General features: G+C 69.4%; 23 protein-coding genes. 15 read left to right on the top strand and 8 right to left on the bottom strand.

Annotated features, from left to right (window positions below; translation table 11 throughout):
• The first annotated feature begins 298 nt into the window (after positions 1-298).
• The 6 genes from eccCa (at position 299) to LN251_RS22735 (ending at position 8,636) form a co-directional block, all read left to right on the top strand.
• Positions 299-4,243, top strand: coding sequence for a type VII secretion protein EccCa (gene eccCa / locus LN251_RS22760; protein WP_458245997.1), 3,945 nt, complete (start codon positions 299-301; stop codon positions 4,241-4,243).
• A gap of 138 nt (positions 4,244-4,381) precedes the next feature.
• The gene (locus LN251_RS22755) at positions 4,382-4,768 is read left to right on the top strand and encodes a hypothetical protein (RefSeq protein ID WP_142142951.1); all 387 of its coding nucleotides are present in this window, start codon (positions 4,382-4,384) and stop codon (positions 4,766-4,768) included.
• Positions 4,769-4,847: 79 nt separating this feature from the next.
• Positions 4,848-5,141, top strand: coding sequence for a DUF397 domain-containing protein (locus LN251_RS22750; RefSeq protein ID WP_458245996.1), 294 nt, complete (start codon positions 4,848-4,850; stop codon positions 5,139-5,141).
• Between the two features lie 276 nt (positions 5,142-5,417).
• Positions 5,418-7,172, top strand: a complete 1,755-nt coding sequence (locus tag LN251_RS22745; RefSeq protein ID WP_458245995.1) for an ATP-binding protein — start codon at positions 5,418-5,420, stop codon at positions 7,170-7,172.
• A gap of 48 nt (positions 7,173-7,220) precedes the next feature.
• Complete coding sequence (locus tag LN251_RS22740; protein ID WP_458245994.1) at positions 7,221-8,285, top strand: SUKH-4 family immunity protein; 1,065 nt, start codon at positions 7,221-7,223, stop codon at positions 8,283-8,285.
• A 48-nt stretch (positions 8,286-8,333) separates the two neighbouring features.
• Complete coding sequence (locus tag LN251_RS22735; RefSeq protein ID WP_458245993.1) at positions 8,334-8,636, top strand: hypothetical protein; 303 nt, start codon at positions 8,334-8,336, stop codon at positions 8,634-8,636.
• A 21-nt stretch (positions 8,637-8,657) separates the two neighbouring features.
• Here LN251_RS22735 and LN251_RS22730 read toward each other — a convergent pair whose 3' ends face one another.
• Positions 8,658-9,092, bottom strand: a complete 435-nt coding sequence (locus LN251_RS22730; protein ID WP_458245992.1) for a hypothetical protein — start codon at positions 9,090-9,092, stop codon at positions 8,658-8,660.
• Between the two features lie 114 nt (positions 9,093-9,206).
• On the opposite strand from LN251_RS22730, the gene LN251_RS22725 reads away from it, so the two are divergent.
• From LN251_RS22725 to LN251_RS22700, 6 genes are all read left to right on the top strand, one after another.
• Complete coding sequence (locus tag LN251_RS22725; RefSeq protein WP_458245991.1) at positions 9,207-9,845, top strand: hypothetical protein; 639 nt, start codon at positions 9,207-9,209, stop codon at positions 9,843-9,845.
• A gap of 426 nt (positions 9,846-10,271) precedes the next feature.
• Positions 10,272-10,472, top strand: coding sequence for an LppU/SCO3897 family protein (locus LN251_RS22720; RefSeq protein WP_458246776.1), 201 nt, complete (start codon positions 10,272-10,274; stop codon positions 10,470-10,472).
• 204 nt (positions 10,473-10,676) lie between these two features.
• Entirely contained in the window at positions 10,677-16,109 is a 5,433-nt protein-coding gene (locus LN251_RS22715; RefSeq protein ID WP_458246775.1) for a toxin glutamine deamidase domain-containing protein, read from the top strand.
• Positions 16,110-16,481: 372 nt separating this feature from the next.
• Positions 16,482-18,476, top strand: coding sequence for an SUKH-4 family immunity protein (locus tag LN251_RS22710; protein WP_458245990.1), 1,995 nt, complete (start codon positions 16,482-16,484; stop codon positions 18,474-18,476).
• A gap of 521 nt (positions 18,477-18,997) precedes the next feature.
• Complete coding sequence (locus LN251_RS22705) at positions 18,998-19,156, top strand: hypothetical protein (RefSeq protein WP_458245989.1); 159 nt, start codon at positions 18,998-19,000, stop codon at positions 19,154-19,156.
• A 120-nt stretch (positions 19,157-19,276) separates the two neighbouring features.
• A complete protein-coding gene (locus LN251_RS22700; protein WP_458245988.1) occupies positions 19,277-20,020 on the top strand; it encodes a hypothetical protein in 744 nt (247 codons plus the stop codon).
• Between the two features lie 256 nt (positions 20,021-20,276).
• Here the strand turns inward: LN251_RS22700 and LN251_RS22695 are convergent, their stop codons facing one another.
• The 3 genes from LN251_RS22695 to LN251_RS22685 form a co-directional block, all read right to left on the bottom strand.
• A complete protein-coding gene (locus LN251_RS22695; RefSeq protein ID WP_458245987.1) occupies positions 20,277-20,690 on the bottom strand; it encodes a hypothetical protein in 414 nt (137 codons plus the stop codon).
• 70 nt (positions 20,691-20,760) lie between these two features.
• Positions 20,761-21,903: a WXG100-like domain-containing protein gene (locus LN251_RS22690; RefSeq protein WP_458245986.1), complete on the bottom strand. Its 1,143-nt coding sequence runs from the start codon at positions 21,901-21,903 to the stop codon at positions 20,761-20,763.
• A 29-nt stretch (positions 21,904-21,932) separates the two neighbouring features.
• Positions 21,933-22,268, bottom strand: coding sequence for a hypothetical protein (locus tag LN251_RS22685; protein WP_458245985.1), 336 nt, complete (start codon positions 22,266-22,268; stop codon positions 21,933-21,935).
• Between the two features lie 130 nt (positions 22,269-22,398).
• Here LN251_RS22685 and LN251_RS22680 point away from each other — a divergent pair, with 130 nt between their 5' ends.
• Both LN251_RS22680 and LN251_RS22675 read left to right on the top strand, forming a co-directional pair.
• Complete coding sequence (locus tag LN251_RS22680; protein WP_458245984.1) at positions 22,399-22,977, top strand: hypothetical protein; 579 nt, start codon at positions 22,399-22,401, stop codon at positions 22,975-22,977.
• 94 nt (positions 22,978-23,071) lie between these two features.
• Positions 23,072-23,653, top strand: coding sequence for a hypothetical protein (locus LN251_RS22675; protein WP_458245983.1), 582 nt, complete (start codon positions 23,072-23,074; stop codon positions 23,651-23,653).
• Between the two features lie 18 nt (positions 23,654-23,671).
• On the opposite strand, the gene LN251_RS22670 is transcribed toward LN251_RS22675, so the two are convergent.
• The 4 genes from LN251_RS22670 to LN251_RS22655 all read right to left on the bottom strand — a co-directional run bounded on the left by LN251_RS22670 (position 23,672) and on the right by LN251_RS22655 (position 25,983).
• Positions 23,672-23,929: a hypothetical protein gene (locus tag LN251_RS22670; RefSeq protein ID WP_458245982.1), complete on the bottom strand. Its 258-nt coding sequence runs from the start codon at positions 23,927-23,929 to the stop codon at positions 23,672-23,674.
• A gap of 2 nt (positions 23,930-23,931) precedes the next feature.
• On the bottom strand, positions 23,932-25,068 hold the full coding sequence (locus LN251_RS22665; protein ID WP_458245981.1) for a WXG100-like domain-containing protein: 1,137 nt from the start codon (positions 25,066-25,068) through the stop codon (positions 23,932-23,934).
• Complete coding sequence (locus tag LN251_RS22660; RefSeq protein WP_458245980.1) at positions 25,065-25,400, bottom strand: WXG100 family type VII secretion target; 336 nt, start codon at positions 25,398-25,400, stop codon at positions 25,065-25,067. The genes LN251_RS22665 and LN251_RS22660 overlap by 4 nt, the downstream gene beginning before the upstream one ends.
• Before the next feature lie 190 nt (positions 25,401-25,590).
• Positions 25,591-25,983, bottom strand: a complete 393-nt coding sequence (locus LN251_RS22655; protein WP_458245979.1) for a hypothetical protein — start codon at positions 25,981-25,983, stop codon at positions 25,591-25,593.
• 84 nt (positions 25,984-26,067) lie between these two features.
• On the opposite strand from LN251_RS22655, the gene LN251_RS22650 reads away from it, so the two are divergent.
• The gene (locus LN251_RS22650) at positions 26,068-26,385 is read left to right on the top strand and encodes a hypothetical protein (protein ID WP_458245978.1); all 318 of its coding nucleotides are present in this window, start codon (positions 26,068-26,070) and stop codon (positions 26,383-26,385) included.
• Positions 26,386-26,400: the final 15 nt, after the last annotated feature.

Here is a 26,400-nt window from a genome sequence, read left to right as displayed (position 1 = left end):
TGCTAGACAACTTCTCGACGACTGCCAGACGCGACGGCTGGACGACTGCCGAGGTCGCGTCCTCGCGTCGCTCGTACGACGCGGAGCGCCACCCTATCCGTTGTCGCACCCACGACAGGCCGGCCTCCCCCATTCCTCCCAGGACCTGCGCCGCATCTCCATGCGCCTGGCTCCCTCGCCCACCTCGGCCATCAGTAGGATCGTCGCCTACGCGAACGACGCCTACGCGAACAAGAACGTCGCGGTACACGGGGGCGTCGGTGCCAGGACGTATCAATCGCGAAGGATGAGTGCATCGGTGAGCGTCGTCATCATCAAACGACCACCGCGGACAGTGCCCCCGGCCGTACCCGAGGGCGAGGTGCGGCTCGAGACGCCGCCCGAGCTGCCCCGCGAGGGCGACGAGAGCATGCTGATGAACCTGCTGCCCATGATGGGCATGCTGGGTTCCGTCGGCTTCTTCTTCATGCCCAACCTGCCCTCGTACATGAGGGTGGTCGGCGGCCTGATGCTGGCCTCCACGCTGGCCATGGCCATCGCCCAGTACGCCAAGTCCCGCCAGGGCGGCGGCGCGGGGATGGCGCAGGACCGGCGTGACTACTTCCGCTATCTGGAGCAGGTCCGCAAGGACGTGCACAAGACCGCTGAACTCCAGCGGCGCAGCCAGTTGTTCCAGCACCCCGAGCCGGACCAGCTGTGGGCGGTGGCCGCCGACGGCAAGCGGCTGTGGGAACGGCGGCCGACCGACGCGGACTTCGCCTCCGTGCGGATCGGCCGCGGCGTGCAGCAGCTCAACACCCCGCTCGTCGCGCCGGACACGGCCCCCAAGGAGGAGCTGGAGCCGCTGACGGCGGCGGCCATGAAGGCGTTCCTCGACGCGCACGGCTCGCTCAACGACCTGCCCGTCTCCGTGTCGCTGCGCGCCTTCTACCACGTGACGGTCTGCGGCGAGACGGACACGGTGTACGCCAACGCCCGTGCCACGGTCGCTCAGTTGACGACGCTGCACTCCCCCGAGGACCTGATGGTCGCGGTCGTGGCGCACCCCTCCTCGGCGGCCGACTGGGACTGGATCAAGTGGCTGCCGCACACCCAGCACCCGAAGGCCAAGGACGGCGCGGGCTCGGCCCGGCTGCTCTTCGACGACCTCGGCGAGCTGGAGGAGGCGCTGGCCGACCAGCTCGACGACCGTCCGCGCTGGAACCGGGACGCCAACCCGGTCTACGACCAGCCGCACCTGATCGTGATCCTCGACGGCGGCACCGTGCCCCCGGACTCCGAACTCGCCAGCGTCGAGGGGCTGCAGGGCGTCACCTTCCTGGAGATCGCCCCGGGCGAGCTGGAGGAGGAGCTGCGGGCCGGCCTCACCATCTTCGTGAAGCCGGAGCGGATGCGCCTGTTCGTCGGCCACGAGTCGGCGTACACGGGCAGGCCGGACGTGCTCAGTCCCGAGCAGGCCGAGTCCCTGGCCCGCCAGCTCGCGCCCTTCCGGGTCGGTTCGGCCGAGGAGGGCGAACCGCTGCTGTCCAACCTGGACTTCACCGACCTGATGGGCATCGGCGACGCCGGTTCCGTCGACGTCTCGCGCACCTGGCGGCCGCGTACGCTGCACGAGCGGCTGCGCGTGCCGATCGGTGTCGGCGAGAACGGCGAGCCGGTCATGCTGGACCTGAAGGAGGCCTCCCAGGAGGGCATGGGCCCGCACGGCCTGTGCGTCGGCGCCACCGGTTCCGGCAAGTCGGAGCTGCTGCGCACGCTGGTGCTCGGCCTCGCCGTGACGCACTCCTCGGAGACGCTGAACTTCATCCTCGCGGACTTCAAGGGCGGTGCGACCTTCGCCGGTATGGCGGACATGCCGCACACCGCGGCGGTCATCACCAACCTGGCCGACGACCTCACCCTCGTCGACCGCATGCGGGACGCGATCACCGGTGAGATGCAGCGCCGTCAGGAACTGCTGCGCACCGCGGGCAACTACGCCAATCTGCACGACTACGAGAAGGCCCGGGCCGCCGGCGCCGCCCTCGAACCGATGGCGTCGCTGGTGATCGTGCTCGACGAGTTCTCCGAACTCCTCACCGCCAAGCCCGACTTCATCGACATGTTCATCCAGATCGGCCGGATCGGCCGTTCGCTGGGCGTGCACCTGCTGCTGGCCTCGCAGCGCCTGGAGGAGGGCAAGCTGCGCGGCCTGGACACCTATCTGTCGTACCGGATCGGTCTGCGCACCTTCTCCGCCGCCGAGTCCCGTACGGCGATCGGCGTCCCGGACGCCTACCACCTGCCGTCGATCCCCGGTTCCGGCTACCTGCGCTACGACACCGACACCATGGTCCGCTTCAAGGCGGCGTACGTGTCGGGCGCGTACCACGGCGAAGGACCCTCCCGGGTGCACCGCTCGACGCAGCTGCGGCCCGCGCTGTTCACGGCGGAGCACGTGGCGCTGCCGCCGCAGCCGGTGGTCGAGGAGCCGGAGGCCGACAACCGCGTCGACGACGCGCTCGCCGACACCGTCCTGGACGTCATCGTCGGCAAGATGGTCAACCAGGGTCCGCCCGCCCACCAGGTGTGGCTGCCGCCGCTGGACGAGGCGCCCTCGCTGGAGCAGCTGCTGCCGCAGCTCGCCGTCACCCAGGACCGCGGCCTGACCGCGCCCGACTACACGGCGCTGGGCCGGCTCAACGTACCGGTCGGCCTGGTGGACAAGCCGTTCGAGCAGCGGCGCGACGTGCTGTACCGGGACTTCTCCGGCGGCGCCGGCCACGGTCTGTTCGTCGGCGGCCCGCAGTCCGGCAAGTCGACGCTGCTGCGCTCGCTCATCGCGTCGTTCTCCCTCACCCACACACCGGCCGAAGTGCAGTTCTACTGCCTGGACTTCGGCGGTGGCGGTCTGATCGCGATGGAGGAGCTGGCCCACGTCGGCGGCGTCGCGAACCGGCTGGACGCCGAGAAGGTGCGCCGTACGGTCAGCGAGGTCGAGGGCATCCTCAACGCCCGCGAGGAGTACTTCCGCACCAACAACATCGACTCGGTGCAGACCTACCGTCAGCGGCGGGCCGCCGGACATCTGCCGGACCAGCCCTGGGGTGACGTCTTCCTCGTCATCGACGGCTGGGCGACCTTCAAGACGGACTACGAGCTGCTGGAGTCCACGGTCACCGAGATCGCCACGCGCGGCCTCGGCTTCGGTGTGCACGTCGTCCTGACCGCGTCCCGCTACACCGAGGTGCGGCCCGCGCTCAAGGACATGCTGCAGAACCGCATCGAGCTGCGGCTCGGCGACCCGACCGAGTCGGAGATCGACCGCAAGGTCGCGCAGAACGTGCCCGCCGGCATCCCGGGCCGCGGTCTGACCCAGGACAAGCTGCACTTCATGACGGCGCTCCCCCGCGTCGACGGCTCCTCCTCGACCGAGGACCTGTCCGAGGCGACGCAGATCCTCATCCGCGGCGTCAACGACAACTGGCAGGGCAACCAGGCCCCGGCCGTCCGGCTGCTGCCGACCATGCTGGCGGCGGACCGGCTGCCCAAGGGCTTCGAGCACCCGGACCGCGGTGTCGCCATCGGCATCGACGAGTCCTCGCTGTCGCCGGTGTTCGTGGACTTCGAGACCGACCCGCTGTTCATCGTCTTCGGTGAGAGCGAGTCCGGTAAGTCGGCGCTGCTGCGGATGCTGGTCAAGCAGATCACCGAGCGCTACACGCCGGACCGGGCGAAGATCGTCATGGGTGACTACCGGCGCGCCCACCTGGAGGGCGTGCCCGACTCGCACCTGTCGCGGTACTGCGCCTCGGCGCCCGCGCTGACGGAGACGCTGGAGGGTCTCGCCGGCTCGATGCACCGCCGTATGCCCGGCCCGGACGTCACGCCCGAGCAGCTGCGCAACCGCAGCTGGTACAGCAGCCCGGACGCGTTCGTCATCGTCGACGACTACGACCTGGTCGCGACCGGCGTGAACCCGCTGGCGCCGCTGCTGGAGTACCTGCCGTTCGCCCGTGACATCGGTCTGCGCATCATCATCGCGCGGTCCTCGGGCGGTGCGAGCCGGTCGCTGTACGAGCCGGTGATGCAGCGGATGCGCGAGCTCGGCGCCCAGGGCGTGGTGCTCTCCGGCGACCGCTCGGAGGGTCAGCTGCTCGGCAGCATCACGGCCTCGCAACTGCCGCCCGGGCGTGGGTACTTCCACACCCGGCGGCGCGGCGGGCAGCTCATCCAGACGGGCTGGCTGCCGGCCCGCTTCTGAGCCCCGGACCGGGTATGGGGGGCGGCGCCCGCACGGGTGGTGCCGCCCCCCTTGTGTCGGTGGGGGCCGCTATGGTGACGTTGCACGAGAAAAGACGAGCCGGACGAGCCACGGGGGGCAGTTGTGTCGTCGGACTCCATGGATTCCGATCCCCAGGTCCTCAAGACCGAGGGCTTCAACATGTTCACGGTCGGCCAGAACTTCTCGAAGGCCGTGACCGCCCTGCAGAACGGGCTGAGCGCGCAGGAGCAGGGCCAGAAGCCGCCGTGGGGCGACGACGACATCGGTGAGAAGTTCGGCGTCGTCTACGAGGGCCTGCGCGACGGCATGTACCAGTCGATGGGCAGCCTCGCGGAGCGTCTCGCGGGCATGGGCCTCGCCTTCACGAAGATGGGCGTCGCCCACGAACAGAACGAGGCCGATCAGGTCGACATCTGGCAGAAGACGACATCCGAGTACGACGGCCAGGTGAAGCTTCCGCCCGGTGCCGCGCAGGGCACGTTCACGAAGGTGGAAAACGCCTGATCCGCAGGCGGATGCGCGGCGCCCGCCACTAGGGTGAACCGCGTACGTCGTTCGCGCGTGAGGAAGAGGGCCCCGCAGCATGGCCGAGACGGAAGAGCAGATCAAGGCGCGCAAGGAGCGGGAGCGGGACGAGCTGTACGCACTCGACATCTCGGACGCCGAGTGGCACAGCGCGCCCGGCACCGAGGAGCACGAGGAGCGGGTCGAGATCGCCTACCTGCCCGGCGGCGCGGTGGCGATGCGGTCGTCCCTCGACCACGACACGGTCCTGCGGTACACCGAGGCGGAGTGGCGCGCGTTCGTGCTGGGCGCGCGGGACGGGGAGTTCGATCTGGAGTCGGCGCCGGGTGGCGGGGGCGCGGCGGCCGAGTAGGCCGCGCCCGTCCCCGCGCTCGGTGCCTAAGATCGACTCGCATGCCGTACGGACACGGCATGTCTGGTGAAGAGGCATCCGTGATGGCGGAGGACGGGGAAGCATGACCGGGGTGACCGAGGACTACGCACCGCACCCTCACATAGGCGGTCGGGTCGCCGCGCTGCGTGCGCTCGCCGCGTGGCGTGCGGCCGCGACCGGCGCTCCCCGGGTCGTCGTGCTGACCGGCCACTCCGGCAGCGGGCGTTCGCGGCTGATCACCGGGTTCCTGATGCTGTGCGACCCGGACTACCGCAAGCGGCTCCCGCTGGAGGACATGGACCCCTCGACGGTGCCGCCGGAACTACCGGCCCCGCGGTACCGGCCCCCGACGGGCTCACCGCGGCCCAGGTCCTCTGGCTGCTCGCCGAGCACTACGAACTGGCCGCCACCAGCACCGAGGGCGTCTACGCCGAGCTGGCCGCGCGCGCCGAGCCGGTGACCGTCGTCGTCCCGGACGTCGACCGGGCGGGCCCGGTGGGGGCCGCCGACGAGCACGCACGGCTCGTACGGGAGGTACTCGCGCCGCTGGCCGCCACCGAGACGGTCCGGCTGCTGGCCGAGGTACCGAGGCGGCTCGTCGCCGACCTCGCCGGGGGCCTGCCCCCCGACGCCGTGCAGGTCATCGATCTCGACGAGCCGGAGTGGGCCGACCCCGAAGGTCTCGTGCTGCACGCCCAGGCCGCGCTCGACCCGGAGTTCGGGGCGCCCGAGCTGCCCTTCACCGTCGATCCCGCCGTCCGGCTCGCCCTGGGAGCGGCCATCGGCAGTCGGGCCGGAACCAGCCACCTGGTCGTCCAACTCGCCGTCAACTGCGCCCTGATGGCACCCGAGGGTTACGACCCGGCCGACGAGCGTCACCTGCCGACCTCCGTGGGCGAGGCCCTCGACCTCCACGCCCGTCGGCTCGGCGCCGACCCGCAGACCTTGCGGCTGCTGCTGGCGCCGCTCGCGCTGGCCGAGGCGGACGGCATCCCGGTCCAGCTGTGGCCGCGGCTGGCGAGCGCGATCGCCGGGCAGGACATGAGCCAGGCCTTCGCCGACGGGATGCTGCTCGTCGGGCCGTTCGTGCAGCCGGAGGAAGCGGCGGAGGACGGCGGGCGCACCCTGCTGCGGCTGTTCCACCCCGCCGTCGGCGACGAGGTCCGCGCCGGTCTGCCCAGCGTCCGAGCCGCCCAGACCCAGGTCGCCATGGCGCTGCTGGAGGCCGTGCCGGAACAGGACTGGAGCAAGGCCGACCCGTACGTCCGCGACCACATCGCGGGGCACACTCTGGAGGCGGGCCTGCTGCCCCAACTCCTCACCGACCCAGGGCTGTTCGTCCATGCCGACCCGGTGTCGCTGCGCGCCGCCGTCGAGGCGGTCCCGACCGAGGAACTCGGCCCGCCGGCGCGCACCTACCTGCGCACGGCGCCCCTGCTCACCCGTACGCAGGCGGAGGTGGTGCTGCGCGCCGCCCTGCTGGAGACGGCGTTCATGGAGGACGGCCTGCCCGACTACGCCGACGCCGTCCACGGCCGGCTGGGCCTCGACCTGCCCTGGCGGACGCTGTGGAGCCTGCCGGTCGGCGGCGTCGACGCCGTCACGGTCGGCAGCGCGCCCCGGCCCGAGGGACCGCCCGTCCCGGTGGCCGTCCTGGTCGTGCCCGCAGGGACGGCGGGAGCACGACCGGTCGGCGAGGACGCGGGCGGGGCCGGTTCGGCGGTGCTGGTGCGGGATCTCGTGAGCGGCGAGGATCTCGGTGACGTCGATCCCGCGCATGTCCTGCGTCCCTCCGAGGAGGAGCGGGCCGCCGCACCGCTGGGCCTGAGCCGCGGCGCCGACTACCTGCGTGTCTGGGACCGGGCGAGCCAGGAGGTGGTGGCCGCGCTGATCTCCGACGCTCCCTTCACCGCCGCCGACCTCTCCCCCGACGGCATCCTGCTCGTCGCGACCGAGCGCGGGGCGAAGGCCCTGCGGATTCGCCCGGCAGGTCCGGCGATAGCCTCGTAGCGGCACACCGTTCCCGACATTCGACCAGTCACCCGAAGGAGCCTCCCCTTGAACAGCCAGGAGCAGGCGACGGCACAGGGCACGGCCGCGGCCCAGGGAGCCCGTCCGGTCACCGGCCCCGGCAACACCGCCGTCTTCACCTACGTCGACCCGGCGAACGGCGAGGAGACCACCCTCTTCCGCAACTCCGGCCCCGGCCTCCCCCCGGCCGAGTACCAGGCGTACGCGGAGCTGCGCCGGATGAACGTGCCCGCGGACAATGTCGTGGCCGTTCACACCGATCTGCGCCCCAGCCTGCTCCCCGGCGGTTACACCTCCGAGCTGCTGAACACCTTCCCGAACGCCCAGCTCTCCTGCTCGCAGACCTACGGGTCCCGCCCCGAGGAGCGCGCCGAGGGTGTCCAGGCGCTGATCCAGCAGGTCGAGATGCTGCACCAGGTGGCGGGCCAGACGCCGCCGCCCCGCCCGCACCGCCTCCCCGTCCCCACCCAGGTGACGCCCGCGGAACCGATGCGCGACGTGGCTCTCGGCCGGCACCTCGTCGACGTCTTCGGCGAGACCGGCGTACGGCGCTACGCCGCCGACGACATCGCCGACAGCCCGCTGCCGGAGACCACCAAGTCCACTCTCACCTGGGCCGGGCTCCCGGCGGACGTCCCGCTCTTCTTCACCGCGGACCGGGCCGACAACCCGCCGCTCGGCGGCCTGTTCACCGACGTCGCCACGAACCTGCGGGAACGGCAGAGCCCGGCCGGCGAGGAGAAGATCGGCGCCCTGGCGCACCTGTCCCGGATCGGCTTCGACGGGGTCGCGGTCATCGCCGTACAGTGCCTGCCCGGGACGACGGAGCCGGACGGCCTCGGCGCGCTGTGGGCCGTGGACCCGGTCACCGCGGAGTGCCGCTACGTCAATGTCTCGGCCGCCGCCTTCGCCCGCTCGCTCGCGCTGCTGGCGACGGTACGGCAGCGGATGCGGGGGCTGGATCCGGTCGCGGCGGGCGCGGAAGTGGCGGGGCTGCAGGAGCAGTTGGCGGCCCTGGACGGGTCCGCGCCGGCGAACGCCGAGACCTGGTGGTCGCTGATCGTCGAGCAGATGTGGCACGGGCTGTTCTGACCTGCCGCCAAATCCGCACCCAACGAGTCAGACTCAGGGAGATCTTCTGTGACCTCGGACCACCCGGCCCCGCCGACCACCCCCGAACAGGCCCTCGACATCGTCCGCAGCCGCTTCGCCGAGCCCAGGATGCCCGACGGCTCCCGCGCCGAACTGCGCGTCGAGGAGTTCGACATCGGCTACCTGGTGTACGCGGTCTTCCCGCCGGTCACGGACGCCGCCGGACGGCCTCAGCCGGCTCCGCCCGGCGGCAGCAAGATCGTGGTCTCCAAGGAGACCGGCGAGACCGTCACCGTGCCCAACTACCCGACGCAGGCGGCCATCGACCTGTACCGCAGGCAGCACGGCTGATCCGATCCGTTCGGCGGGTGCTCAGTACAGCGAGAATCCGCCGCTGTGCCGACCCTGGTTCTTCTTCGCGAAGCGCGAGGGACGCCCCTCGGTCTCCGGCTTCCCGGGCTCGGACGGATCGGCGGAGGGGTTGGCGCCGTCCAGCGGCTCGCCGTGCCTGACCTGGTCGCGCTCCTCCTCGGACAGCGACTCCCACTGACCGCGCAGGGACGCCATGCCGCTGCCCAGGGCGCGGGCGATACCGGGGTCGTCCATCGCGTCGCGCAGCGCGAGACGGCCGGAGAGCAGCTTCTTCGCCGCTTCCTGCAGGTCCTTGTCGACGCCGTCGTTCTTGGACAGTTGACGCAGGGCGGAGTTCAGCGAACGGATCTGCTCCGGTTCGAGCGCCTCGTCCAGCACACCCCGCTCCGGCGAAGTGCCCTCCGGACCGGGTGAGTTCTCGGGTCGCCTGGTCATGCCGCTTCTCCTCGCTGGCCCTCGTCTCTCGGACTCCAGCAGTATCTCCCGTCACGGCCGGGTGTCATGCTGGGCCCTGACTCGCGAGGGGGAGGGCGAAGGGACGTCGTCGTCATGGCTCAGGCGCAGGGTACGGGGAAGGGCGACGCGGGAGACGGTTCCGCGAGCGGCCTCCACGGTCTCGTGGGCCAGGCGCTGGGCCGTCTCGGGCGGTGGGGCGGGCTGGTGTTCCTGCTCGCCGGATTGGCGCTGAGCGGGTGGGGCGCGTACGAGGGGTCGTACCTGGCGGGCTGGGCGGGAACCCACGGCACCCTGACCGTGCAGCGGTGCGAGGTGAGTTACCCGAACAACGCGTCCCGCAGCAGCCGTAGGAACCGTCGGCCGGTGCGGTGCGAGGGTGTCTTCGTGGCCGACGGCGGCAAGGGCCGGGACGCGGGTGCCGCGGTGCGGGTCAGGCGGCGGTACGGGGCCGGCACCGAGTTGTCGGTGCGGCGAACGGGCGATGAGTACGTTCAGAGCGGCCTGGACCGGGCCTGGCGCTCCTTCGCGGCGTTCTTCGGGGGTTGGGTGCTGACGGGGCTCGGGCTGTTCTGCCTCGCGACCGGGTACGCGCCGTTCGGGCGGAGCCGGGTGTCGTACGACGCTGCCTGGGAGGCGGCGGGGCGCGGCCGGACGCGTGTGGTTGTTGTGGGGATGATCGGGGTGGGTTCGGTGGGTGGCGTCGTGTCCTTCCTGACCAGTTACCTGGTGTGAGCGGGTTCGATTGGGACCGGGCTGAACTGGGCGTATAGCCTGCGCAGGTCACCCTTCTTCTTCACCACTCTTGTCAACCACGGGGTTTTTCAGGCATGTCGACGCCTCCGCCGCAGTACCAGAACCAACCGCCTTACGGGCACCCGCAGCAGCCCTATGGGCAGCCGCAACAGCCGTACGGGTACCCGCAGCAACCGCAGGCGCCGTACGGTTACCCTCAGCAGCCGCAGATGCCGCAAGGGCCTCAGCGTCCGCGCTCGGGTGGGCCGTTGCGGGTCGTGAAGTCGGCGGCCATCGTGATCGCGGTCTTCGGCGCGCTGGCCTGGTACGTCTACGACTACAACACCGACCCCCACGGCGGAAAGGCGAAGGCCGAGGCCGCGGCGTCCGCGCAGGGCCTCCGAGGACGCGACGCACGACCCGAACATCGGCGACTGCGTCAAGGTCAAGGACCCGCAGGGCGAACCGCTGCCGACGATCGTCGACTGCGGCTCCCCCGAGGCCGAGTACAAGACGGCCGACAAGTTGCTCGGCCCCGACCAGAAGTGCGACTCCGAGTACGCCTACGGCATCCAGGTCCACCAGAGTCACCAGCTGGACTACACCCTGTGCTTCACGAAGGTCTGACCTGTCCACCGTGCGGGCACCGAGGGCGGTGTCTGCACCAGACCTGCACAGGACCTGCAACGGATTTGTGACGGCAACCCTCTGAAGTTGCTCGCGGGTGATTCCGTAAGCTTTGCGAACGGCTGTACTTCTGTGTGATTCCCCTTGACCGATGAGGGAGTTGTACGGCCGTATCGGCTGACGGGGGTGCTTTCTGCTGTGGCGATGATGCTGCCGAGCGAGCTCGAATGGGTTCTCGAGATGCTCGGCTACGACTGGCCGACGGCGAACGAGGACAAGCTCAAGGAGTGCGCCAACATCTGGCGGAAGTTCGGTGACGACGTCACGGAACTGCACACCGCGGCGAACACCAGCGCCCGCCAGGTCGTGGCCCACAACGCCGGTGAGTCGATCGACGCGTTCACCAAGACGTACGCGAAGTTCGACAGCGGGGGCGACGGTTACCTCGCGAACGCCGCGCAGGCCGCGTACATCATCGCGACCGTGCTGGAGGCCTGCGCCTACATCGTCGAGTTCGCGAAGTGGGCGGTCATCGCCCAGCTCATCGCCCTCGCCATCGAGATCGCCGCCGCACAGGCCGCCGCGCCGTTCACCTTCGGCCTGTCCGAGGTCGGCGCACTGGGTGCGACCCAGGCGGCCCGGCTGATCGTGCGCCGGCTCCTCAAGGAGCTGAAGGAGGCGTTGATCGAGGCGATCGTCGAGGCGATGAAGGAGCCGGCGATCTCGGCGATCGAGGCGATCATCACCGACCTGATCCGCCAGACGGTGAACGTCGGCTTCGGCGCCCAGGAGGGCTACGACCTCGCCACGACCGCCAAGCAGGGCGCCAACGCCGGCTGGGACGCCATCAAGCAGACCCCACAGACCCTCGCCGAGGGCGTCCGCGACAGCCTCGGCGAGAAGGCCGGGCATCGGGCGCACCACGCGATCGACAGCCGTATCGACGGGCACGGGAGTTCCGGGGACGGGGAGGGTGGTTCGCACTCGTCGGAGGGTTCCGAGGGGTCCAGCGGGTCCGAGGGGTCCAGCGGGTCTGAAGGGTCCAGCGGTTCCGAGGGGTCCAACGGCTCTGAAGGATCCAACGGCTCTGACGGTTCCGAGGGTTCGGGCAGCGACGGCGGCTCGGACTCCTCGTCCGGTTCCGGGTCGCATTCGGACGGCTCGGATTCCTCGGCGTCGACGCGTGGGGGCCACGACTCCGGTGCGAACATCGGCGGCGGGATATCCGCCGACACCGGCGGCAACACCATAGGCACGCCGGACGTCGGTTCGGGTCCGGGCTCCGACTCGGGATCGGGGTCGGACTCCGGGTCCGGTGCGGATGCGGGGTCCGGGGCGGCGGACTCCGGGGCCGGACGGCCGACGGTCTCCCACGCGGGGCCGACGCTGTCCGACTTCGACGATCCCTCGCCGAGCAGTTCCTCGTCCGGCGGTTCGGACTCCGGGGGCTCGTCCGACGGCCCGAGCGTCTCCGGCTCCTCCCACGCCGGCGGCGGCTCGTCCGTGTCCGGCCTGTCGTCGCCGACGCCGCACACCGTGGCCGCCTCCGCGTCGTCCGGGGGTACGTCCGCGACGCCGTCGACCGGTGGACACGGTGGCGGCATCAGCACCAACGTCGACAGCCTGGCCGCCAGCGCGCCCACGCACACGAACGCGGCGCCCACATCCACTCCGCCGTCGAGCGATCCGTCGGCCGGCGGCGGGCGACCCGACGGCGGCTCGTCGATGCCCACCTCTCCCGTGGCGCCGTCGACGGGCGGTGGAGTCGGTGGCGGCGGCTCGCCGCACAGCGGGAGTTCGTCCGGCGGCACGGCGTCGTCGGGTTCGAGCCCGAGCAGCCCGACGTCCAACTCTGGTGCGGCGAGGACCACTTCGGCGAGCGCGTCGGGTACGGCCACCGCGAGTGGGTCGGGGCCGGCTTCCACACCGAGTCCTACGTCGTCGACGGCACCGCGGAGCACGCCGACGCCGACGGCGTCCGCATCGGCATCCGCATCCGCATCCGCATCCGCATCCGCATCCGCATCCGCGACAGCTGACGGTCGGGCTTCCGGCGGAGGGGCCGGAGTGCGGGTTTCCGGTGCGGGGGACGGACGTACGCAGGGCAGCACGCCGGACGGACGTACGCAGGGCAGCACGCCGGACGGGCGAATACCGAGCCAGCGCACGCCGGGGACCACGACGCCGGGCGACGGCACGACACCGCGGAGCACCACGCCGGGGACCAGGCCAGGCGACGGAACGACGCCCCGTACGTCGACGCCGGGCGAGGGGACGACGTCCCGTACGTCGACGCCGGGCGACGGGACGACGACCCGTAACACCCCCGGCGACGGCACGACTTCTCGTACCAACCCGGCGAACTCGACAACGGGAGACCGCACCACCCCTCGCACCGGCACAGATCCGGCGGGCAGCACGCGTACCACGACGCCGAGCTCCAACTCCACGAACACGAACGCGAACACGAACACGTCGAACGCGGGCCCGTCGTCTTCTCCGCGGGGCACGTCGCCGTCCACCGGCAACTCCACGTCGACGCCGTCGCCCTCGACCGGATCCGGGTCGGACCGGACGTCACCGTCGAGCAACGGCACTCCGAACTCCTCGACGTCGCAAAGTTCGCCGAACTCCTCGACCCCGGGCGGCCGTGCCGACAGCCCCACGGCGCAGGGCGGCCCGGCCTCCACACCGGGCCGTCAGAACCAACCGGCTTCCGACACCGGTACGGGCACCACCCCCAACCGCCCCCAGCAGCCCGCGGGCAGCACCCCCAATACCCCCGCCTCCCCGCAGCAACCGGCGTCCCAGCCGAACAACCCCCAGCATCAACAGCACCAGAACCAGGTGACGCCGGTCCCGGTGCACACGCCGATCCGCACCCCGGGCACGTCGGCGACGCCGAACCACGCAGCCGGGCCGGCCACCCCGCACGCACCGGGTTCGCCGCAAGCCACGCCGGGCGACACCACGTCACCGAACCACCCCAGCCAGGACAGCCTGCAGGACATCCGCTCCGACCTGGACCATTACCCGGGCGGCCTGACCGACCCAGACCCGTCCGACCAGCAGGCCCTGGCGGACGCCGTACCGCGCAACGAGGACGGCACCCCGCAGCGCTACCCGGACCCCTTCGACGGCAACTGGTCGCAGCTCCAGAACGACGGCGGCGTCAACGTCCCCGGCCGAAGCAACAACTGCGCCGACTGCTCCCGTTCGTTCCTGGAGACCTGGTACGGCAACCCGCAGGTCTCGGCGCCGCGCACGCTCGACACCGACGCGAACGGCAAGCCGGACCTCTGGTCCCCCGAGGACAACGCCAACGACAACCAGATCCGCTGGACCGGCGCGGCGCACACCTACGCGGGCCCCGGCGGCGACCCCAACACGGCGAACAACATCGCCAACACGCTCCAGCAGGCGGGCCCCGGCTCGGCGGCCATCGTCCAGGTCGACTGGCCGGGCGGCGGCGGCCACGCCTTCAACGTCGTCAACCACGACGGCAAGATCGTCTGGATCGACACCCAGAGCGGCCAGGTCAGCACCCAACCCCTCCACATCGACCAGGCCACCCACGTCTGGCACATCCCCCTGGACCCCAACCGCAACCCGATCGACACCAGCCAGCCGCACGCGAATGCGTCAGAGGGCCACGACGCCTCGCAGAACCAGAACAACTCGGCCAGCCAGAACGACTCACAGAGTGCGAACGACTCGCAGAACCCGACTGACGAAACGTCTCAGCCGGAAAGCGCCGAAAACAACGGCGAGCCACAGAGCAGTCAGAACCCGCAGGAAGGTACTTCGACCGAGACGAAGCAGGCCGAGAGCACGGACACGGGATCGCACTCCCCCAATCCGCCGACTCCGGACACCGCAACGCCACCGCACGCTGCGGATTCCACCCACCAGTCGACGACTGACCCGAGCACGCAACCGGACGCCCCCCACTCCGGGGCTCACGCCGACGACGGTCGGCCGGGCAGCGACTCCGGGACACCACCCGGACCGGACTCCGATCACGACAGCCACGCGCTTTCTCAGGACACGCCGCAGAGCCAGCAGTCACACGAAGGTCGTCCGGAGGGGGACCACCCCTCACCGCAGGCAAGGCCGAACGCCTCGGACCCCCGGTTGCACCCTCAAGGGACGGCACGTGCTGACCAGCAGGGACAAACCCACCGTTCGGATTCCTCACCATCGAATGCGGTGACGGAGAGTCCGATGCGCTCCGATTCGCCTACCGAGCATCAGCCGCCTAAGCTCACCACGTCGGACAACGCGGACAACCCGAACTCCTTTGTCCCGCACCAGCAGAGTCCCACGCCAGAGGGCACCGACCGACATGTGTCGGCCCCCCATGGAGACGTCTCGCCCGGCCATGGCACACCGCTCGCCTCCAATCCCTCCACTCCTCAATCTCCCCACACACCAGCGGGTCCCGCCGATCACCACGGTGCCACGCCAGAGCGACCTCAGGGCAGCACCGCCTACGACGCGGTGCAGGATGCGGAGCACACGCACTACAACATGCTCCCGGAGCCGTCCCAAGCCACCCTCCGGGAGACGAACGACGTCGCCCAGACGGATCTGGCGCCTGTGTACGACCGCATCCGCCAATGGAGCAACGACGGTGAGCTCAGCTCTCTGCTGAACAACCAACTCGCCAATGAGCAGGGCGGTATCCGGAGGAGCACGCTCGAGGACGCACTGACAGGGTTCTCGGACCTTACGGAAGGACAGCAAGGCGCCGTAGTGGCCGCCTTGGCCCGCATGGACCTGCGTTTCCACGCCGCGAGCGCGGTCGGGGTTGCCCTTGACCCGCACGCGGACAACCCGAACTCACCTTCCAACTTCACTCCCCATTCGACAGATCCGGAAAAAATCGAGCGGTCCAACGCAGCTCGCGAAGTGATTGGCAAGCTGATGGACAAGGCGGGCATCAAATCTGCCGGCGTCCATTACCACGCAGGAAAAGCGATCCCAGGCAGGACCGGACTGGCCGAAGCGATCCACCAGCGCATCTCGGAGGGCGAGGGGCTTTCGGACAGCGAGATAGCTGAGGCAGTCGAGAATGAGCTCAAGTCGCTCGGCGAACACAGGGGAGACTGGTCACGTAAGAATTTCGCGGTGATCGAGGTTCGAGATCCCCAGAACAACAACGAGATTCGATACGTCGTGGACAGCTCGCTCCCGATGAGTGCCCCGTGGGGAGCAGGCGTTCACTCCGAACCCCATGCGATGGAGTGGATCAAGGCTGTCAACGCGAAACGGGAGGCCGCTGGCGAGGCTCCTTTCGAGCCGGTCAGCCTCTACACGGAACGGGAGCCGTGCGGCCACGCCTCTGGCAACGATTGTTCGGGCTACCTCTCCGAAGAAGTGGAAGACCCGAAGAGCGAAAGCGACCTGGGTGACGGAGAGAAGAAGAACAGTCTGCGAATTCATTACGGAGTAGGATTCCGCAGAGGGCAGATCGATCCCGACGCCGACCTTTCACGAGACGACGGTACCGTCGCCACTCCGGAGGAGGCGAAGGAAGAAGCCAGGAAGAAGTTCACGGGCGACTTCAACAACTACGTGAATCGCCTGAAAGGCATCTGGGAAGGCAACGCCAAGGATGGGCACATCAGTGGGTAGTGGCCGCATGCTGAGCGCGACTGTGCGTTGGCCGAGCCGACAGTCGACTTGATACGTTGCGTGCATCTGGTGTCCGCACCAACGGCAATACCCGCCACCGTCCACTGAAAGGTCCTCCTCTTGCCTGAGACTCTCGATCAGAATTGGGAGCGCATCGAGGCGTGGCGAACTCTTCCTGCTCGCACACGGCCGGTCTTCTCCGTCACCGGTCCCTCGGCGGCCGGCAAGACGGACTTCCTGCACCAAGTAGGACAGCGGATCCCCGAATCCATCTTGATCGACTGTCGGGGAATGACGGCGGACGCTGTCGCAGTGCGTATGCGTGAGGAGTGCGGGGCCCGCCCCACACCCAGCGAGGTAGTGATCCTTCTCGTGAATGTGCAGTACGCCGGGGAACTGTTGACCTCTGCCCAGCCGGCACGTATCGCCGGAGTGCTGGCTCCAGGCTTCAGACGGTTCGGCGGCCGAGACGTGTGGGTGATGGCCGAGCGGGACCCGGAGCTGATTCCGGTGCCCGTGAATCACGAGTACGACATCACGCTGTCCGACCGATCGCCGATCCGCCCAGACCGTGACCAGTCTCAGGTCGACGCCCGGGTAAAGGCTCTTGCCGCCACGGAACTTCGCAGAACCCCGCTTGCTGTATGGCAGTTGCTCTGCGCTTCCACCGACACACCGGCCGACGCCGAGGAATTGCTCGTCCTGGCTCGCCGCACGCCGGACGTTCTCGCGGTGACCGAAGACGATTCCGGCGCCAAGCAGGTGAAGTTCGTTTCAGACGCACTCGCGCATGCCTGGCGTCGTGTGTGGCCCGGCACGGCAGCTACTCAGGCAAGAGTGGTCGCGGCGTTGTCCGCCGCCGTCAGCGCCTCACACCAGAACAGGCCGGCGGCCCCAGACCCGGTGGCTAGGTACGCCAGCCGTGCGTTGCCCATGCATGCCGCTCTGGCAGGCTCCTTGCCCGATCTGCTGGACGACGGCCGGCTGCTCGCCCACTTCGCGCCGACAGGCCTGTACGAGGCACTCGCCGTCGCCTACCCGTACGGCGTCCCGTATGCGAGCACCGCCGCGCTCCTGCACTACCTGGAAGCCCAGGGCATCGTCCCCTCGGGGCAGGGCGAATGGGTCGCCTGGCTGCATCATGCGGCTCTGTGTGCCGGACGTACGGAGTTGGCCCGTCAACTGCTGAGCGCTGAGGCAGGACTCCCCTGGCGAACGGTCTGGACCCGATGGCGGCCTCCGGGCCACTTCGGGCTGCGTCCACAGGACGGGGGAAGGGTCGACGAGTTCGGGGTCACGAGCCTCGAACCCGATGCGCTGCTGGTCACCGCGCGAGACACTACGACGGGCAAGAACGCGTCTCCTCGCTACGCATATCTTCGGCAGGAGTGGAACCCCGCGACCGGCGACCGTGCCTCCGCGCCGGTTACGGTGCGCGGTGCTCTCGTCGAGGCTGACTGGGATTGGATCGATGCCCGCAGCCGCGCGGAGGATTCACCCATCGTCTTCTCACGTCACGGCGAACGCGGTTGGGAGCACAACCCACCAGCGGGTTCCCCTGCGCCGCCTCGGTGCCCGGCATCCGTCACCCAGGCCGTCCGTATGGCTGACACCTGGTGCCTGGCGGGCACGGAGGGACTCTTCGCCGTGACTACGTCGGTGGTGGACGATCACGTACAACCGCCCTACCCGGGCAAGCCTCTGGTCGCACCTCACTGCCGACCCTCCCCTTGGCCTCTGCCCGACCGTGCGGCAGCCGCCCTACGCGGAGACGCATTGCGGGAATGGCTGGAAGAGACGTTCGGTGCCTCTTCCAGCCACCAACTCGACCCTGGCCAAGTGCCCGCAGGCATCGCCGACATTGCAGCCCGCCGTTTCCTTACCGACATCGGCCTGCCCGAGATCCGAGACTTCCTGCACCTTGCCATCACTCCGCGGGGCGACAGCCCCCTGCCCGAGGTTGCATGGCCCGGCCGCGGAAGGGACGTCCCTCGTCATCTCCGGGCGCAGAGCGAGCCGCCCGGCAACGGCCCTTTCTACGAGCTCGGTTCATGGATGTACTCGAAGCTCTTGCTGGACGGCACGACCGGCCGAGTACTCCGAGACACGACCGGCGGCCTGCCGGAACCGCTGGCCGGCAGCAGCCTCGTCCAGTTCTTCGCCATGGTCAGGCTCTTCGACGAGTTCCGCAGGGCCCACCGTCCGGGTGCTTGCGACCACAAGGATGCGCGAAACAGTCTTGCCACATGGTGTCGGCACATCGACCCCGAGGCGGCCCAGGGCGAAGTCTGGACGCACATTCTTCAGGGCTATGACTTCGAGGACAGCACATGGGACCTTGCGACATACGGTGACGACTACGTCTGAGGCATGAACCGATGCCCCCAGCCCCTCCCCGTGGTGCGGCCGATCACGGAGTGGGAGCCCTGTGGAACTGGCGTCTGAGCAGGCTGCGGAGCAGATCGAAGCCTGCTGGCCGCGCCGCGCGGCCCGTACGAGACGCTGGCGATACGAGGATTGCCCGGGAGCGGTAAGACACGGCTCCTGCGTGTGCTGGCGGCTCGGAACCCTCGGGCCGTCTTCGTGGACTGCCAAGGCATGACCGCGGAGGAAGTCGCACACCGACTGCTGGCGGCCTGGGGTGTCACCGAAGACTACGGCTCGCTCGTGTCGGATGCCTGTCGCGTCGATCGAGGCGAACAAGATCACGCGCGCCCCACCTTGAATTTGTTGTCGAACGATCGGCAGACAGGCCACGGGTGCTGGCTCCGGCAAGAAACGATCTGTTCCTCACCTTCGCAGCCGGGGGGTGAGGACAGGGACGACAGTCGAGTGCCGGAACTGGCGAGAGGCTCGCGGACGAGGACGAGGACGAGGACGAAGTCGAGATGTACGCCGAGGGCGTGCCCGACGCCGACACGGCAGCCGACCAGCTCTCGGTGCAGCCCGGCCCCCAGTCGACGCGGCACACCCACGGCCACGGCTGGCTCGCCACCACCCATCCCGACGTATCCAACCCCCGCTTCAAGGGCGCCCTCCCCCTTTGAAGCCCACTCGGTCGGGTCCCACCCTTCACGCACCCCGCTCCGCGCCCGACACCCCCCTCCCGATCTCGCTGGTAATTTGCTGCTCCTACCAGCCAACTCGATCTGACACCACGGGGAACCATGAGCCAGCCGCCGTTCCAGCCGCCGCAACAACCCCCGCAGCCGCCGGAGGCTCCGCAGGTTCCGCCCTACCCCGGGAACCCGTACGCCCAGCCCGCCCCGGGCTTCGGACCGCCTGGCGCCCCGCAGCAACCCCCGATGCAGGCCGCGCCCCCGCCCGCCCCGGGCCAGCCCCCGATGTACAGCCCGGCGCAGCCCTTCCCGGCACAGCAGCCGTACCCCATGCAGGCCGGACAGCCGTTCCAGGCAGTGCCGTTCGGGCAGCAGCGGCCGGCGACGAGTGGGAATCCGGTGGGCGCGGTCCTGCTCGGGCTGCTGGTCTCCCTCATCGTCTCGCTGCTCTACAGCGGCCTGATCATGGCCACGTACAAGGACCAGTCGGACAGCACGGTGCGCGTTCTGTACGTCGCCCACGCCCTCGTCAACGGAGCCGTCGTCGGGGCTCTGGTCGGCAAGGTGGGGCACCGCAGCAACGGCGCCAAGGTCGGCGGTGCCGTCGTCGCCGCGCTGGGGGCCCTCTTCGGCTACGCCAACGCCATTCCGTACATCGTCGCCAGCAGCAGTTCGGTCCAGGCACTCCGGGACCTGCTGGAGTCCGATCCCTTCTTCCCGGCCAAGGCATGGTGGCACGGCAGCAGCCGGAACGGCGGGGCGGACTGGCTGCACCTCCTCGGCCTCCTGCTCGCCGCAGCCGCGGCCTGGGGCATCGCCCACCTCATGGGCGGCAGGCGCGGTACGGCATAGCGTCCCGTCGGGCGCCGGACGCGGCCGGCCTCAGCCGAAGTCGTTCGTGGCGGGCGCGGGACCGGTGGTGACGGTCTCGTCGTACGTCGGCATGTGGGTGCCGTAGGAGGCGCGGGGGTCCGGCGGCGTGGCGCCGCGTGGCTGACGGGATGGCTCTCACCCGCGCCGGGGCGCAGTACGGCGGGCATGACCCCGGGTGTGGCCTGGGCGCCGGTGTCCACTCCGGTCTTCTCCATCCGGCCTGCGGCCTCCTACCTCAGTGTCGAGCCGTCCGCCCGCTGCGGCTGTCGCTGCCGCCGCGGTCGTCGCCCGAGCCGTGCACGGGCGCGTCCCGCTCGGCGCGCTCGCGGTCCAGTTCAGCCTGCTGCCGCGCGTCCCACCCCCCGAACTGCGCCTTGGACTGCTGCTGTTCGGCGTACGTCTGGTTCTCGGCCGCGCGACGCATCTCGTGCAGGCGCTGGTACACGGCTTCGGTGTAACGAGGGTCCTGGAAGGCGTCCTTGACGTCGACGTTCCCGCTCAGCACCGACTGCGCCATGTCGCGCAGTGCCGGGTCGAGCGAGGTCGCGCCGGCGATGGTGCGCAGGGAACGGCGCAGCCGCAGAGCCTGTTCGGGGTCCTGAGCGACGCCCCTCAGTTCCTCGTCCTGGATCTCCCGGTCCGCGGTCATGAGCGGGCCACGTCCTCTCTGCTGCGTGCTGTTGGTGGTGACGGTGGGGGAAGGCGCTCGGCGCGGGAGGTCATCCGAACTCGTTGCGGGCCCAGTCCTGGGCACCGCCACCGTGGTGCGAGGAGCCGGAGCGCGTGGCGGAGGACGCCGCGGCGACCGGCCGTTCAGCGTCGGACGCCTGCGCGTCCGCGGTACCGGAGGAGGAGGCGGCCGACTCGGCCCCGTCGCTCGTCCCGCCGCCCTGGCCGCCGTGCCCGTTCAGCGCGTCGACGCCGTGCTGCACCCGGTTGCCGGCCGCACCGGTGACCTTCTCGGTGGCCGCGTCGACGGCCCCGTCCACATGGCCCTGTACGTCCGTGTAACCGGCGAGGGTCGAGCCCTCACCGCCCCTGACCTCGTTCTTGAGACCGTCGACGTACTCGCCGGCCGCGTCCTTGGCGACGCCCGCCGTCTCACCGAAGTCGACACCGGAACGCTCGTCGAAGTAGGTCTCGATGCCCTGCTGGCCGGTGTTCTGCGCCATGCCGATGGCGGCGTCCTTGGCCTTCTCCTTGGCGGCGTCGACGACCTTCTCCTGGACGAACTTCTTGGCCTCTTCCTTGATCTTGTCCTTGGCGAACTGCTTGACCTTCTCCTTGGTGACCTTCTCCAACTGCTCCTTGGCGATCTTCTTCAGGGCGTCCATGGTGGCGTGCTCCATGGCCTTCGTGATCGCCTGCATGACCTCCTGCTTGAGCTTGTTCAGCAGCTCGCGGACGATCACGCGGGTGGCCTGGGTGGCGCCGAGCGCGCCGACCTCGGAGAGACCGAAGGTGAAGGGGGCGGATGCCTGCGCCGCGATGATCTCCACGGCCAGCGCGATGAGTTGGGCGATCACGGCGAGTTTCGCGGTGAGCACCGCGATCGCCGCCGCGTCGAAGGCGAGGGCGATCACTTCGCACGCGAGCTGCGCGTCGGGGAGATACCTGTCGTCGCCGCCGGAGCCGGTGTAGGCGCCCCAGGCCTTGCTGAAGCCGTCGACGGCCGTTCCGGAGTTGCCGGCGACGACGGTGCGGGCGTACCCCTCGCCGGCCGCCTGGATCTCCTCGAGTGTCTTGCCGAAATCCCGCCAGGTCTCGGCGACCTGGTGCAGTGCGTCTTCGTCGGCCTCGGGCCATGAGTAGCCGAGGAGGTCGAGCACCCAGACGAGCTCGCTGGGGAGTGTGAGCGCCATACAAAAGCCCCGTTATTTACTTGGAATTCTTAGAGATTGCCGACTTCGCCGATGATCCCGTTCAGGTGACCACTGTTCGACGCGTCCGAGGCGTCGTAATTGACGGCCATGTCTTCCAGGTTGTGGCCGATCTGCGCGAGCCGCTTCGCGAGGGAATCCATCGACGTGAAGAGTCCGTCGCGGATCGGCGTGTAGACCTGGCCGAAGAGCTCTCCGAAGTCGGCGTCGTCCCACGGCTCGCCCAGGCCGTCGAGATCGTCCTGAAGCTTCTTGGAAGCCTTGGTGAAATCACTCCCGAGCTCTGCGAAATTGTGCCCTTGTTTCTTGAGCACCGTCGTGTCGACGTCAAAGGTGTCGAATCCCACGCTCTCCCCCGGACTCCCTTTGCTGCAGTTCATATTGGACGACAGACCGATACCTTAGACTCCTCGCGCATGACCCAGCGAGCCCGCTGGTCAAGAGATCGTCAAGTTTCCCCGGGGGACGTCAACAGTGGTGACCACACAGCAGAGTTACGGCAGTACAGGCGCCCTGTGGGCGGGAAGACTGCTCGGCCTGGGACTGGTCCTGTTGGCCGGGGTCATCGCGGCGGTGACCGTCCCGGAACTCCGCGGCGAACTCGCCGGGAAGGGCACGGACGGGACCCTCACCGTTTCTTCATGCGAAGTGCACACGAAACCCCACTACGGTACGCGTCGGCGGACGACGGAACTCAAGTTCGGTTGCACGGGGACCTGGAAGGCCAACAATGGCGGCGCCGCGTACGAAGGCGTGACGGTGGAAACCTCGTCCCGCCTGGAAAGCGGAACGAAAATCGACGTCGTACAGGCGGACGACACGTTTGAACTTCCCGAGGACCGGGCGCCCGCCAAGGACATCGCGATTCTCGCGTTCTGTCTCTCCTTGCTGGCCTTCGGCATCTTCTGCCTCCTCACCGGATTCGGCACCCGCAACGGCCCCGGCCTGACGGCTTCCTGGCAGCGACTCCCCGGCGGCAATACGACGGGCTACGCGCTGGGTGGCGTCTTCGCCGTCGGAGCGGTGACGGCACTCGCGTGCGCGCTGACAGTCTGATGCTCTGCATCCCTGAAAAAGAACCAAATTCCTGAGTTCTGATTTCCCAGTCCTGTTTTCTGAGCCCTGTTTTCTGAGTCCTGAGGACCTCTCGATGACCCAAGTACAAGGGAACACCGCGCCGGACACCGCTGCCCGGGGAGACCGAACCGGCCTCGCCCGCCTCATCGGCGCGGGCCTGATCCTCGTGGGCGTCGTCCTCCTGGGCCTGGGCGCCTACCTCGGCCCAGTCCGCTACGCGACGTCCACGCCGGGCAAGCTCACGGTCGAGACGTGCACCGTGGACTACAAGTACCGCAGTTCGTCGAGCAGTTCGCGGAAGAGGACCAAGACCAGGTGGTGCTACGGCACGTTCACCGCCGACGACGGCTCGACGAGGGACCTCAACGCCGAATTGAAGAGCGACGCGCTCTACCAGAAGGGCCACGTCCTCGACGCCCGCCGCAGCAGCGACACCGCCTACCAGCTGGACCGCGGCTGGGCCTACGCCATCGCACTGGGATGCGCATGGGGCTTCGGCGCCCTGATCGCCCTCGCGACTGGCGTCTTCGTCGCCGTCACGGGCTTCCCCTACGGGGAGGGCGAAAGCCAGAGGCTGTTCCGGGCCTGCGTGGTGCTGGTGGGGGTGGGCGTGGTCGGACTTGCCGTCAGCCTGCTGGTGACCTTCTTCGCGTAACAGCGGGTTCGCGGACGCCTAGAACAGCCACACCCCGAAGGCCACCAAGGCCGCACCGACGGCGACGAAGACACCGGCCGTCACGGTGAGCGGTCTCAACTGCTTGCGCCGGCGGGACGGATCGAGCCCCCGCCAGGTGCTGCGCGCCGCGTACACCCCGACGACCGCGATCACACAGCCGATCACCACGGCCAGCAGCCCGAAGAACTTGGCCCAGGTGTACGGCTGGTCGGGGTTCGGCGTCCACACGGCGGCGAGGTCGACGACACTCGGCACTCTCACTCGTCCTTCTCATCCTTCATCAGGTCCTGGAGATCGGACTCGATACCGGAACCGGCAGCGTAGACACCGGTGTTGAGGGCGGTGCCCACGGTGTTCTTGAACGAGCCGTCCGCGAGTTTCCCGCGGTCGCTCAGGTTCTCTCCGCCCAGGCTGCCGTGCTGTTCCAGGGCGTGGTTGACGCCGTGGTTCTGTGCGTTGCCGACGGCCCCCGTGGCAGCGTTGGTGAGCGCGTCCTCGCCGATCGTCGCCGGGTCCTGTCCGGCGACGACGTCGGCGGTGAGACCGCCCGCCACATTGCCGGCGGCGCCGTTGACCGTCGTACCGAGGAGGCCGTCGCCCCGCAGGATGTCGCCGGCCGTCCCGGTCAGGCGCGCCCCGGCGGTTCCGGCGACCGCGGTGAACGCCGCCGTGCCGGCCGCGGCACGGCTTCCGGCGGTGAGGTCGTCGCCGACGGTCACCGGCTGGCCGTGGGCGGCCTGGTTCAGCATGAGGCTGCCGGAGTCAGCGGCGAAGTTGGTGACGAAGCTTTCCATACCCGTCTTGGTGAAGTCCGCGGTGATCCGGGCGACGGTCGTGAGGACCCGTTCCAGGGTGGCGACGGTCTCCGCGCTCAGCCCGGTGAACCGTTCCAGCAGGGCGGCGACCTTCTCCGCAGCCGAGGTGAACACCTTGACCAGATCCACGATCTTCGCCACCCGTTCGGCCACGGCGGTGTTGGCGACCAGGTCGGAGAGGAAGCCTGTGAAGAAGGACAGTGCGGCGCCGGCGATCTCCATCTCGGCGATCTCGACGCAGATGTCGATGATCTCCTCGTTGATGCCGTCGATCTCCGTGGCGTATGCCCGCAACCCGTCGGCCACGTGATGGAAGTCGTCCGCAGTCCGCAGGATGATCCGCCGCTGCTCCTGCCAGTGCTTCTCGAAGGCGTCGCGTGCCTCGCCGTGCCACCCCTGCCTGTCGACGCCGGCGATCGCCGCGTCGACGGCCCGCACGAGGTCGCCCAGCTCGGTCCCCATGGTGTCCCACTGGTGGGCGACGGAGCGCAGAGTGGGGCCGTCACCGCCCGGCAGTTCCACACCGAACGCCTCCAGGATCTCCAGGACCTTGCCGTCGATCCAGCTGTTGACGCTCACGCCGGGCCCCCGGAGCGCCGCACGGCGGCGCTGAGATAGCCGACCGCGGTCTGGTCGGAGTCGGCGTAGTTGCCCGCGTTGAGCCTGAGCCGGTCTCCGTCGCTGTTGAGTACGTGGGGCAGGCAGCCCAGTGCCTTGACCGTGTGGCTCAGCAGCTGTCCGTACTTCTCCGCGGCGCCGTCGCAGACACCGAGCAGGCCGAATGCCTCACCGATCTCGGCCGCGCTCGCCGCGAACCCCTCGATCGGCTCGGCGAGTCCCGTCGCCTCCCGGTCGAACTTGCCCGCCAGCTCCCTCAGTGTGGCGGGGTCGACCCCGAACTGCCCGCTCATGCCGCTCCTCGGTCGATCGTCCGGACGACGCCAGCATGTCCGGGGGGCGTGCAGAAGGAGCGGATCTTTGAGTACTCGGAGTCAGGCGATGACTCACAATTTGCGGGCCTCTGGCCAAAACGATGCCTTGGTCTCATCGCCGGCGGCCCTTGGGGCCTCACTCATTTGGGCGACGCGCTTGCGCCCGCAGTCACCGGCCTCGCGACCGATCGGGTGCCGTCCGGCCCCTATGGCCCGTCGCGCGCTCGCCCTGCCGCTCGGCCCGCTCCCGGTCGATCTCCGCCTGGCACTGGTCCCGTTGGCGCCGCCCCTCGGCTTCGGCGGCCTTCCGTTCCGCAATGCTCATCTGCTCGTACCCGCGCATGCCCGCCCTGGCTCCTTCGCTCAGGGCTTCCCGGTACGCGCCGTTCCGCGCCGCCTGGCGCAGCCCGATCCGCCCGGCGAGCACGTCGCGGGCCATTTCCCGAAGAGTTTCGTCCCGGCTCTCCGCGAGCCGCTGCATCGCCTTGCGCAACGCCCTTGCCCGGGCGGGGTCCTTGGCGATGTCGAGGAAGTCCTCGTCTCCGACCTCGGGCCGTTCCATGCGTATTGCTCCTCGTCGCGGGGTTTCGGGGCGCGCTACAGTAGCCGATCGATTACGGACCGTACACACGACGTGGGGTGGAACATGGCGTTCCAAGTCAGGCCCGACGACCTCGACGGGTACAGCCGCCAGGTGGGCCGCGCAGCTGACGATGCGCATCAAGCGCAGGAGTACCTCAAGAGGCACGGCGGCATGGGTGCGCTCGACGGGCAGGGGTTGTTCCTGTACGCCATCGGCTTGCACGCTCAGGCGATGGAGGGGGCCAGGGAGGTCCTCACCCGCCTGCACACGCTTATGTCGGCCAGCGCGGAAGAGTTGGCGAAGTCCGCGGCGTACTACAGGACGACCGACCGGGCCCAGGCGTCTGGGCTGGACGCCACCTACCCGCCGAGCAAGCGCTAGCCCGCACGGAGAAAC

Source organism: Streptomyces sp. MAI_2237 (assembly GCF_054189285.1).
Note: the sequence above shows the minus strand (reverse complement) of the source record. Positions and strands in the feature narration are given on the sequence as shown.

Excerpts from the sequence above, each read along its gene's own strand:
- LN251_RS22755 (WP_142142951.1), top strand. The coding sequence starts at position 4,382 with ATGGATTCCGATCCCCAGGTCCTCAAGACCGAGGGCTTCAACATGTTC.
- LN251_RS22750 (WP_458245996.1), top strand. The coding sequence starts at position 4,848 with ATGGCCGAGACGGAAGAGCAGATCAAGGCGCGCAAGGAGCGGGAGCGG.
- LN251_RS22730 (WP_458245992.1), bottom strand. The coding sequence starts at position 9,092 with ATGACCAGGCGACCCGAGAACTCACCCGGTCCGGAGGGCACTTCGCCG.
- LN251_RS22725 (WP_458245991.1), top strand. The coding sequence starts at position 9,207 with ATGGCTCAGGCGCAGGGTACGGGGAAGGGCGACGCGGGAGACGGTTCC.
- LN251_RS22715 (WP_458246775.1), top strand. The coding sequence starts at position 10,677 with ATGATGCTGCCGAGCGAGCTCGAATGGGTTCTCGAGATGCTCGGCTAC.
- LN251_RS22705 (WP_458245989.1), top strand. The coding sequence starts at position 18,998 with ATGTACGCCGAGGGCGTGCCCGACGCCGACACGGCAGCCGACCAGCTC.
- LN251_RS22700 (WP_458245988.1), top strand. The coding sequence starts at position 19,277 with ATGAGCCAGCCGCCGTTCCAGCCGCCGCAACAACCCCCGCAGCCGCCG.
- LN251_RS22695 (WP_458245987.1), bottom strand. The coding sequence starts at position 20,690 with ATGACCGCGGACCGGGAGATCCAGGACGAGGAACTGAGGGGCGTCGCT.
- LN251_RS22690 (WP_458245986.1), bottom strand. The coding sequence starts at position 21,903 with ATGGCGCTCACACTCCCCAGCGAGCTCGTCTGGGTGCTCGACCTCCTC.
- LN251_RS22675 (WP_458245983.1), top strand. The coding sequence starts at position 23,072 with ATGACCCAAGTACAAGGGAACACCGCGCCGGACACCGCTGCCCGGGGA.
- LN251_RS22660 (WP_458245980.1), bottom strand. The coding sequence starts at position 25,400 with ATGAGCGGGCAGTTCGGGGTCGACCCCGCCACACTGAGGGAGCTGGCG.
- LN251_RS22655 (WP_458245979.1), bottom strand. The coding sequence starts at position 25,983 with ATGGAACGGCCCGAGGTCGGAGACGAGGACTTCCTCGACATCGCCAAG.
- LN251_RS22650 (WP_458245978.1), top strand. The coding sequence starts at position 26,068 with ATGGCGTTCCAAGTCAGGCCCGACGACCTCGACGGGTACAGCCGCCAG.